This window comes from Xanthomarina sp., from assembly GCF_035306705.1.
Lineage (GTDB): Bacteria > Bacteroidota > Bacteroidia > Flavobacteriales > Flavobacteriaceae > Xanthomarina.
This window is the reverse complement of record NZ_DATGNO010000079.1, coordinates 1-10639: the sequence shown is the minus strand read 5'-3', so window position 1 is coordinate 10639 and position 10639 is coordinate 1. Positions and strand designations below refer to the sequence as shown.

General features: G+C 35.0%; 8 protein-coding genes. 7 read left to right on the top strand and 1 reads right to left on the bottom strand.

The window, feature by feature from the left end; all coding sequences use genetic code 11:
- Positions 1-537 precede the first annotated feature (537 nt).
- Positions 538-1170 carry a 7-carboxy-7-deazaguanine synthase QueE gene (locus VKY47_RS06875; RefSeq protein WP_324311516.1) on the top strand — a complete coding sequence of 211 codons (633 nt, stop codon included), beginning with the start codon at positions 538-540 and terminating at the stop codon, positions 1168-1170.
- A gap of 184 nt (positions 1171-1354) precedes the next feature.
- Here the strand turns inward: VKY47_RS06875 and VKY47_RS06870 are convergent, their stop codons facing one another.
- Positions 1355-1888 (bottom strand): DUF2911 domain-containing protein, encoded by a 534-nt coding sequence (locus tag VKY47_RS06870; protein ID WP_324311514.1) that lies wholly within the window; start codon positions 1886-1888, stop codon positions 1355-1357.
- Positions 1889-2168: 280 nt separating this feature from the next.
- Between VKY47_RS06870 and asnB the strand changes: the two genes are divergently transcribed.
- The 6 genes from asnB (at position 2169) to VKY47_RS06840 (ending at position 10489) form a co-directional block, all read left to right on the top strand.
- Entirely contained in the window at positions 2169-3857 is a 1689-nt protein-coding gene (gene asnB / locus VKY47_RS06865) for an asparagine synthase B (protein ID WP_324311512.1), read from the top strand.
- Positions 3858-4032: 175 nt separating this feature from the next.
- Positions 4033-4926, top strand: coding sequence for a proline and serine-rich protein 1 family protein (locus VKY47_RS06860; protein WP_324311511.1), 894 nt, complete (start codon positions 4033-4035; stop codon positions 4924-4926).
- 345 nt (positions 4927-5271) lie between these two features.
- Entirely contained in the window at positions 5272-7221 is a 1950-nt protein-coding gene (gyrB, locus tag VKY47_RS06855) for a DNA topoisomerase (ATP-hydrolyzing) subunit B (RefSeq protein WP_324311510.1), read from the top strand.
- A gap of 168 nt (positions 7222-7389) precedes the next feature.
- Positions 7390-8457 carry a DUF6588 family protein gene (locus tag VKY47_RS06850; protein ID WP_324311509.1) on the top strand — a complete coding sequence of 356 codons (1068 nt, stop codon included), beginning with the start codon at positions 7390-7392 and terminating at the stop codon, positions 8455-8457.
- 309 nt (positions 8458-8766) lie between these two features.
- Complete coding sequence (mdh, locus tag VKY47_RS06845) at positions 8767-9693, top strand: malate dehydrogenase (protein ID WP_324311507.1); 927 nt, start codon at positions 8767-8769, stop codon at positions 9691-9693.
- 133 nt (positions 9694-9826) lie between these two features.
- Positions 9827-10489: a hypothetical protein gene (locus VKY47_RS06840; RefSeq protein ID WP_324311506.1), complete on the top strand. Its 663-nt coding sequence runs from the start codon at positions 9827-9829 to the stop codon at positions 10487-10489.
- Positions 10490-10639 lie beyond the last annotated feature (150 nt).

Below are 10639 nucleotides of genomic sequence, written 5' to 3'. Positions count from 1 at the left end.
ATAAACCAACATGCTGCTTCCCAATTTGAAAGGGATCTTGTTCTTTTTTGCAACCAATTAATAAAAAGCCTACAATGGCTAGACTAAGGATGGATGTTTTCATATAAAATAGGGGTGATTTTATTTAGTTGACAAAGTTACATGATTATTTTTTGATGACTTTATTAAGTATGCCAAAACATTTCTAATAAAAGTGGCACTAGTAAATACTTTTAATAATGGGTTTGTTTCTGTGTTTTTTCTAGTGTTGAATCCAGGGTTTTGTCAGTTCTTAAAGAGTCAAGAATCGCTGGTATTTATGCATGGAACCTGAGATTTTGTATAAAAAGACGAATCTTGAACCAATCCTTAGAGATTTCTTTTCAACAATTTAAGAAGGAAATCTAATCTGTCCGGCATTTCTTTTGAAAGTGTTTTGTACTAAAAAATCAACGTGTTTTAGATTCTTAAATTAAGAAATTGAAGTTAAAATTTTTAACTTTAAATACTTCAGGCACTTAATAACTTTACATATTGAAATAGCTATCTTTGCACCCTATGACAAAAAGTGAAAGACAAGAGCTAATAGATAAAGGGTTGATGTTGCCTTTAATGGAAGAGTTTTATACTATTCAAGGTGAAGGTTTCCATAAGGGAACAGCAGCTTATTTTATTAGAATTGGTGGCTGCGATGTTGGTTGCCATTGGTGTGATGTAAAGGAAAGTTGGTTGGCAGATTTGCATCCTCCAACAGACATTGATAAAATTGTTGATAATGCCGTTAAATACAGTAAAACCATTGTGGTTACTGGGGGAGAGCCTTTAACTTGGGACATGACGCCATTAACTGCAGAACTAAAAGCAAAAGGATTGCAAACACATATTGAAACTTCTGGTGCCTACAAATTAACCGGAACTTGGGATTGGATTTGTTTGTCGCCTAAAAAATTAAAACTCCCTACAGAAGAGATATATCAAAAGGCACATGAGCTTAAAATGATTGTTTTTAATAAAAGCGATTTTAAATTTGCCGAAGAACAAGCAGCAAAAGTCAATAAAGATTGCATTTTATATTTGCAACCAGAATGGAGCATGCGTGATAAAATGGTGCCGCTAATTGTGGATTATGTAATGGCAAATCCGCAATGGAAAGTGTCTTTGCAAACCCATAAATATTTGAATATACCTTAATTAGGAATTAGGTGAGGTGTCTGATTATACGAACTTCTTGAGTTCTAGATTGAAGTTGCTCGTCTGAAAGTTGAAGTCGAACAGGACTGTAACAAAACCCGCTGATAACGATTAAAAATAAAAATGTTCCAAGATTTTAAGCCCTTGGAACATTTTTTATTGGTATCGTATGTGTTTCTAAGTTTTATTTAACCGGAACAGTAACTCGCAAGGTGTCCCATCCTAAATACATATTGCCTTCGTCGTCAAAAGCCATGGAAAATGCTTCCAAAGATTTTTTGCCTTCACTTACTTGTCCGGTAACTCTAACAACATCATTCGCTTCGTTATAGGAATATGCGCCCCAAACATTGATGTCTGAACTTAATATAAATGTCCATTCTTTTTCACCAGGAATGGTAAATAGGGAATAGGTTCCTGCTTTAACTTGTTTGTCGCCAAACATTTTATCTTGGTAAAAGGTGATTTCTACAGCTTCATTTGCTCCAGTTCGCCAAACTTTTCCGTTTGGCGCCAGGGTTTTAACATCTCTGCCTTTTAATAGAGGTCTGCTATAAATTACTTTTACTTGTTTATCTGAAATTTTGTAGTCACTCGGAAAACTAGCGGCATCCATGGAGCTTTTGTCTAAGTCGCTAAAGCTTTGCGCAAACATACTTGTTGAAAAAAATAAGACACATATAAATGTCAAAGCGGATAATAAAGTTGATTTTTTCATAGATTTTTTTTATAAATATAAAGGAATAAAAATAAATAGGTTTATGCCTTTATGTGTTTTAACGTTTTTCCTTTGAAATTATTATGAAAACTCGTTAGATAAACCCTCATATTTCAGTCTATAAAGAAAAGTTTAAGATTATACTTGATTAAGTTTTAATAACGAATCATTTTAAGATAATTTGTTTCAATATGTAATCATTTATTGATTTATGCTTTCAGTATTGATATTTCAGTCTCATATTTGTATCAGATTTTAAAAACACCAAAAGAATTAGATTATGTGTGGAATAGTATGTGCGTTCGATTTAAAACAGAAAACTGAAGACTTGAGACCTCAAGTTTTGGAGATGGCTAAAAAAATTCGTCATAGAGGTCCAGATTGGAGTGGGATTTATAGCGATGAGAAAGTAATTATGGCTCATGAGCGCTTAGCAATTGTGGATCCAGCTTCTGGAAAACAACCTTTATTAAGTAATGATAAACAACTTGTTTTAGCAGCCAATGGTGAAATATATAACCATAGAGAGCTTAGAAAGCAATTAAAAAGCACTTACAATTTTCAAACACAAAGTGATTGTGAGGTTATTTTAGCACTATACAAAGAGAAGGGTGTTGATTTTATAGACGACATGAACGGTATTTTTGGTTTTGCTCTTTATGATGTTGAAAAAGATGAATACTTTATTGCTCGAGATCATATGGGAATTATTCCGTTGTATATGGGATGGGACGAGCATGGAACCTTTTATGTGGCATCCGAATTAAAAGCGCTTGAAGGCGTTTGTACTAAAATAGAATTATTTCCTCCTGGGCACTATATGTCCAGTAAAGATGGTGAACTTATAAAATGGTACAAACGTGAGTGGACGGATTATGCGGCTGTGGAAAACAACAAAACTGAAATTTCCGAAATCCGTCAAGCCATGGAAGATGCTGTGCACAGACAATTAATGAGCGATGTGCCTTATGGCGTTTTGCTTTCAGGAGGCCTGGATTCTTCCATTACTTCTGCTATTGCTAAAAAATACTCTCAAAGAAGAATTGAAAGTAATGACACGTCAGAAGCTTGGTGGCCGCAACTTCACAGTTTTTCAGTAGGATTGGAAGGCTCTCCAGATTTGGCTGCGGCAAGAGAAGTGGCAGACCATATTGGAACCATTCATCACGAAATAAAATTCACCATTCAAGAAGGTTTAGATGCTATAAAAGATGTTATTTATCAATTGGAAACTTACGATGTAACTACAATTAGGGCAAGCACACCCATGTATTTAATGGCTCGGGTAATTAAATCAATGGGAATAAAAATGGTATTGTCTGGCGAAGGTGCGGACGAAATATTTGGTGGATATTTATATTTTCATAAAGCACCAAATGCTCAGGAATTTCATGAAGAGACCGTTAGAAAATTAAGCAAACTACATCAATATGATTGTTTACGAGCCAACAAAAGTTTGGCGGCTTGGGGTATTGAAGGTCGTGTGCCATTTTTAGATAAAGAATTTATGGATGTGGCCATGCGTATCAACCCTCAGGATAAGATGATAGATGGAAAAGCGTTGGATTCACGATCAAGACAAGGCATGGAAAAATGGGTTTTAAGAAAAGCTTTTGAAGACATGTTGCCGGAAAGTGTTGCCTGGAGACAAAAGGAACAATTTAGCGATGGCGTAGGTTATGGTTGGATAGATACCTTAAAAGAAGTTGTTGCTAAAGAAATTACAGACGAGCAATTGGCAAATGCCAAATACAAGTTTCCAATTCAAACCCCAACAAGTAAGGAAGAGTATTATTACCGTTCTATTTTTACTGAACATTTTCCAAGTGATACAGCCGCTTTAAGCGTGCCTCAAGAAGCCAGTGTGGCTTGTAGTACAAAAATTGCATTGGAGTGGGATGAGGCTTTTAAAAACATGAACGATCCATCTGGAAGAGCGGTAGCCGCTGTGCATGCCGATGCATATTAATTAGTTTAATTAAAAACTGGAAGCTATTTAAGTTTGGTATACTAATTGTCTCCTTAAAATAAAACTATAAAATTAGAAATCACTCGAACGTTGTGGTGCGTTCAAAAAAACATACCTTCAAATGTTCGAGTGATTCATTTTCTGTTATTTTTGCGAGAACTTTTTATAATATACTATGAAAAATAATTTCTTTTTATTGGCAGTCGTGCTGTTTTTTGTTCAAACAGCTTTTTCTCAAATGCAGCCATTTGGACATTTAACTGTGTTTTCAGAAAATGCTGATGCTTTTTATCTGATAATAAATGGTGAACAGATGAATGATTTGCCTCAAACCAATATTCGTGTAGAGGAGTTGACAAATTCTTATTACCACGCTAAAGTTATTTTTGAAGATCAATCATTAGAAACAATTAGTAAAAATTACATGCAAATTGTAGATGTAGACGGTATTATGAGTGATGTGACTTATAAAATTAAACGAAATAAAAATAAACAAGGAAAAGGAAAAATGAGTTTCTTTTCTTCGGTCCCAGTGGTGCAAGGTTATAGTGCGCCTGCCAATGTGTATGTTAGACGTTTTGGCGATCCAGTACAAGAAACTACGGTTGTTCAAGCTCAAACAACCATAAATAATATTTCGATTAATACGAATGTGAATGCCCAAGGAGAAAATATTAATGTTTCTGTACAAAATCCATTTGTAATTAATACGGTAGCCGAAACAACTTTTGGAGGAGGTGAGTTTTATGAAGAAGACTTGGTAGATGGGTGCCGGAATGCTTATGGAATGAATTCAGTAGATTTTAATAGTGCAATAAGCACTTTGAAGGCAACTAGTTTTGATGATACTTCCCTCAAAATTGCGAAACAGATTACCTCTGTAAATTGTTTAACAAGTAATCAAATTATTGAAATTTGTAACCTCTTGAAATTTGAAGAGAATAAATTAGAATTCGCCAAATTTGCTTTTAATTACTGTACAGAGCCTCAAAACTATTTTAAAGTAAATAATGTATTCAATTTTAGTAGTAGTGTTGAAGAATTAAATGATTTTATTCACGGGAACTAATCCTAATATTAACCTTAAATAGGATTTTTAAAAACACAAAATCTCGCTTCTGCGGGATTTTGTGTTTTTGGCACTTTTTTGCAGCTGTTAAAATTAGCGCAAATTAGATTTAAAGCCATTTTTAAGCGATTTAACGCACTTTTAGGTAATTAACAAATGTTGATAAAATTACATCATACTCGTTAAAATGCTTTCTAAAAGCGTTTTTTATCCGTATATTTGTAGGTATTCAAAAGGATGCTGTAAAGCGTCTTTTTTTGTGAAGTCATTTAATGGCTCAACAAAAAGATTAACAACAACATGTCCACCTAAACTTTAGCGTAGGAGGAAACAACAAACATTTATATGAGCGATAAAAAAGAAGAATTTAACAAGCACAATTATTCAGCGGATAGTATTCAGGCATTAGAAGGCATGGAACATGTGCGTATGCGTCCTTCCATGTATATTGGAGATATTGGTCCTAGAGGACTTCATCATTTGGTATACGAGGTAGTAGATAACTCTATTGATGAGGCCATGGCAGGACACTGTAATAATATTACAGTAACTATTAATGAAGATAATTCGGTTTCTACAGAAGATGACGGACGTGGAATACCAGTGGATCTTCATAAAAAGGAAGGCGTTTCGGCATTAGAAGTGGTAATGACCAAAATTGGTGCTGGAGGGAAATTTGATAAGGATTCCTATAAGGTTTCAGGAGGTCTTCACGGGGTTGGGGTAAGTGTTGTAAACGCTTTATCTGAACACTTAAAGGCTACCGTATATAAAGATGGTAAGGTATGGGAGCAGGAATACTCGAAAGGTAAAGCCTTATATCCTGTAAGAGCAGTTGGCGACACAGATAAAAATGGTACGGTTATTACGTTTAGACCAGACAATACTATTTTTACCCAAACCGTTGAGTATAGCTACGATACTTTAGCTAGTAGAATGCGCGAATTGTCGTATTTAAATAAAGGAATCACCATTCATTTAGTGGATAGACGTTTTGTTAAAGAAGATGGTTCATTTGAAGGCGAAACGTTTCATTCAGAAGAAGGTCTTAAAGAATTTATCCGATTCTTGGATGGAAACAGAGAATCGTTAACCAAGGATGTGATTGCTTTTGAAGGTGAGAAAAATGGTGTTCCGGTAGAAGTAGCCATGGTTTACAATACCTCTTATGCTGAAAACCTACATTCTTATGTGAATAATATTAATACCCATGAAGGGGGAACGCATCTTTCTGGTTTCCGTCGTGGATTAACACATACACTTAAAAAATATGCCGATGAATCTGGGATGTTGGATAAGTTGAAATTTGATATTGCTGGAGACGATTTCCGTGAAGGTTTAACGGCCATTATTTCGGTAAAGGTTCAAGAGCCACAATTTGAAGGACAAACTAAAACCAAACTTGGAAACAGGGAAGTTTCTGCATCTGTAAGTCAGGCAGTATCTGAAATGTTAACCAATTATTTAGAGGAACATCCGGAAGATGCCAAAATAATTGTCCAAAAAGTAATTTTAGCCGCTCAAGCCAGACACGCAGCTCAAAAAGCCCGTGAAATGGTACAGCGTAAAACCGTCATGAGTATTGGTGGTTTGCCTGGGAAATTATCTGACTGCTCTGAGCAAGATCCAGCAAAATGTGAAGTATTTCTTGTCGAGGGAGATTCGGCAGGTGGAACAGCCAAACAAGGTAGAGATAGAGCGTTTCAAGCCATTCTTCCATTAAGAGGTAAGATTTTGAACGTGGAAAAAGCCATGGTTCATAAAGTTTTCGAAAACGAAGAGATAAAAAACATCTTTACAGCGCTTGGAGTTACTATTGGAACAGAAGAAGACAGTAAAGCTTTAAACTTATCTAAATTGCGTTATCACAAAGTAGTGATTATGTGTGATGCCGATATTGATGGGTCTCATATTGCAACCTTAATTTTGACTTTCTTCTTTAGGTATATGAGAGAGTTGATTGAGAATAACCATATTTATATTGCAACTCCACCTTTGTTTTTAGTTAAAAAAGGTCAGAGAAAAGAGTATGCTTGGTCGGAAAAAGAACGTGATGCTATTGCGGAATCCTTTGGAGGAAGCGTTGCTATACAGCGTTATAAAGGTCTTGGAGAAATGAATGCAGAGCAACTTTGGGACACCACCATGAACCCAGAACACAGAACGATGCGTTTGGTGCAAATAGACAATGGTGCCGAAGCGGATAGAGTTTTCTCTATGCTTATGGGCGATGAAGTTCCACCACGTAGAGAGTTTATCGAAAAGAATGCTATTTATGCAAAGATTGATGCTTAAGCAAACTCATACTCGTATTAAGGTCTGACCAAAATATGGGAGTTGAGAATGCTGTTTTAGCATATTTTAAATAAATTATATATCCAAAACCTGCAAAATTTTAAGGAATTCTGCAGGTTTTTTTGTTTTGTTGTTTTGTTTGAAGGCAATAAAAGCAAACCTTTTTAGTTGAATATATATCAAGAAACCGTATCCTTGATCTTAACCTATAAAATAAATGCCATGCGTACAAGAATTTATTTACTAGTCTTATTTTTAGCTTCTTTTACCGTACATGCACAAAATAATATAGACGATTTATTGGCTGCCGGTATTGATGATGCCAAGCGCTTTAGTGCCGATTATTTGGCCCCAGCTACCGAGGGTTTGACTTATGGTATAAATAATGGGTGGTTTAATCATGCCAAAGGTCAAAAACAATTTGGCTTTGAAATTGGGCTGGTATTGAATACCTCCTTTATAAACGACAGTAAGAAATCGTTCGAGATGCGAGTAAGCGATTATAACAACATTCGTTTTCCAGATAATAGTGCATCTAAAACAGTAGCTACAGCTTTAGGACATAACAATCCGGACATAACAGTTATAGTAACCTACGATGATCCTATTTTTGGAAATCAAGAAACAGAAATAACTTTACCCTCGGGAATAGGCTCTTCGGGTATTAATTTTATCCCAACAGCATTTTTGCAAGCTAGTTTTTCGCCGTTTAGAGGCACCCAGATAAAAGCACGATATTTTCCAAAAATTGAAACCGAAGATGTAAAAACAGGACTTTACGGATTTGGAATTCAGCAGGAATTTACCGCTTGGTTACCTCGCGACAAGTATTTTCCAGTGGCTATCTCTGGCTTGATTGCTTACACGCATTTAGATGGGAGTTACGATTTTACAAATACCAATATTGTGGAAGGTAGTGGGCAAAAGGTGACTACAGATATTAATACCTTATTATTTGAGCTAATAGCTTCAACTAATTTTAAAGTTTTAAACGCTTATGGAGCTCTTGGCTATCTAAGCGGAAAGTCTAATACCGATTTATTGGGAACTTACATGGTAACCGATGGATTCATCTATTCTGAGAAAATTGTCGATCCTTTTTCAATTGAAGAAAAGGTGTCTGGAGTAAGAACCACGTTAGGAGCCCAAGTAAAACTTGGTTTTTTTGCCATAAACTTAGATTATACCTTTGCCAAATTTGATAGTGCTTCTCTTGGACTAAACTTTTCATTTTAGATTTTGTAAAATCTTGAAACATTTATGATTTAAAAATGTTAAATTTGCTAATGTTTGGCAAGTAAGCTGCTAAACAGACAGATGTAAATTGGGAATTACGAAACAAAACCTTCAGAAATATTCCTTAAAAACAGCTGTTCGTGTTAAATAATATGGACAGAAGTTGTTTTTTAGCTAGGCTTTGAGGATTCAGAATTTCTTCATTTTAATTTTAGAGAAAATCAAATTATATGATAGGTCTCGTTTAAAAATCAAATGTTTTAAAAGAGATGTATCATTCTTATATTAACTTAAAATAATAATTATAATATGAAAGTAACAGTAGTTGGAGCAGGAGCAGTAGGAGCAAGTTGTGCAGAATACATAGCTATTAAAAATTTTGCTTCAGAAGTGGTTTTATTGGACATTAAAGAAGGTTTTGCCGAAGGTAAGGCGATGGATTTAATGCAAACAGCTTCATTAAACGGATTTGACACAAAAATAACAGGAGTAACCAACAATTATTCGGCCACGGCAAATAGCAATATTTGTGTAATAACTTCGGGAATTCCAAGAAAACCAGGAATGACCCGTGAGGAATTAATTGGTATTAATGCTGGAATTGTAAAGGACGTGTCATCCAACTTAGTGAAACATTCACCAAACACCATTCTTATTGTTGTTAGTAACCCTATGGATACCATGGCGTATTTAGCTGCAAAATCCACTGGTTTGCCTAAACATAAAGTTATAGGTATGGGCGGAGCTTTAGATTCTGCACGTTTTAAATACAGATTAGCCGAAGCTCTTGGTGCACCTATTAGCGATGTGGACGGCATGGTAATTGGCGGACATAGCGATACGGGAATGATTCCTTTAACAAGATTAGCCACAAGAAACTCGGTTCCAGTAACAGAATTCTTATCGGCCGAACGTTTAGAGCAAGTTAGAGAAGACACTAAGGTTGGTGGAGCAACACTTACTAAATTATTAGGTACTTCTGCTTGGTATGCTCCAGGAGCAGCTGTAAGTGGTTTGGTTCAAGCCATTGCTTGCGACCAGAAGAAAATGTTTCCTTGTTCGGTATTTTTGGATGGGGAATACGGAATGAAAGATATCTGTTTTGGGGTTCCAGTAATCTTGGGAAGAAACGGTATTGAAAAAATAGTGGAGCTACATTTAAATGATGCCGAAAAAGCAAACATGAAAGAAAGTGCAGAAGCTGTTAGAAAAGTAAACGATCTTTTAGAATTATAAGAAATTCTTTAAAATGTCATTCTGATAAATGATTCTTAAAAAATCGAATCTTTTTTGTAAAATATTCACAAAAGATTCTTTACATTTATTCAGAATGACATTTTTTATACAAACCAATAACTAAATTATTACTATGAAAAAAATATTATTTATTCTATTTATTGCTGTTAGCAGCCTAGGTTTTTCACAAGAAAAAATTACTGAAGGCGTGGTTACTTCAAAACAAACCATGTCCACGGAAAATGCAGAGTTGCAAGGGCAATTAGCCATGATTGGCGATATTATGACCACCACTTATTTTAAAGGAAATAAAACACGTTCTGAAACCAATAATTTCATGACAGGTTCTTCAATTGCTATTATGGACATCGACAATAACCAGATGCTTATGACCCTTAATAACCAAATGACGGGTAAAAAGTATGTGCTTCAAACTATGGAACCATCAGAAGATGATGTGGATAGTGTTAAAGTTACAAAGGGAGATTCGACTAAAAATGTTCTTGGTTACGAATGTCAAGAGTATAACGTGGAAATAGAGAAGGAAGGCGTTGTTGTAAAAATGAATGTGTATACCACAGATAAGATAAGTGCTATTTCTCAACAATCGACCATGATGGGTGCCGATTTAAAGGGTTTTCCGTTATATTTAACCATGAATATGAGCCAAATGGGAATGGATTTAACTATCACTCAAGAGGTTACTGAAATCAAAAAAGAACCTATTTCAGATGATAAGTTTGACATGACCCCTCCAGCGGGTTACGAAAAAACTGATAAGTTGCAAGGTATGTAAGCCTCTAATTTTATGATATTAAAAAAAACAGCATTTTATTGCTGTTTTTTTTTGTTATATATCCTAAACATTTTGTTAAATAAGTCTAGAAGATATATATTTGCTCGTTTTTAAAATTCAGAAACAAAGAACTAATTAATTTAATAAATA

Coding starts and splice junctions, on each gene's coding strand:
- VKY47_RS06875 (WP_324311516.1), top strand. CDS start 538: ATGACAAAAAGTGAAAGACAAGAGCTAATAGATAAAGGGTTGATGTTG.
- VKY47_RS06870 (WP_324311514.1), bottom strand. CDS start 1,888: ATGAAAAAATCAACTTTATTATCCGCTTTGACATTTATATGTGTCTTA.
- asnB (WP_324311512.1), top strand. CDS start 2,169: ATGTGTGGAATAGTATGTGCGTTCGATTTAAAACAGAAAACTGAAGAC.
- VKY47_RS06860 (WP_324311511.1), top strand. CDS start 4,033: ATGAAAAATAATTTCTTTTTATTGGCAGTCGTGCTGTTTTTTGTTCAA.
- gyrB (WP_324311510.1), top strand. CDS start 5,272: ATGAGCGATAAAAAAGAAGAATTTAACAAGCACAATTATTCAGCGGAT.
- mdh (WP_324311507.1), top strand. CDS start 8,767: ATGAAAGTAACAGTAGTTGGAGCAGGAGCAGTAGGAGCAAGTTGTGCA.
- VKY47_RS06840 (WP_324311506.1), top strand. CDS start 9,827: ATGAAAAAAATATTATTTATTCTATTTATTGCTGTTAGCAGCCTAGGT.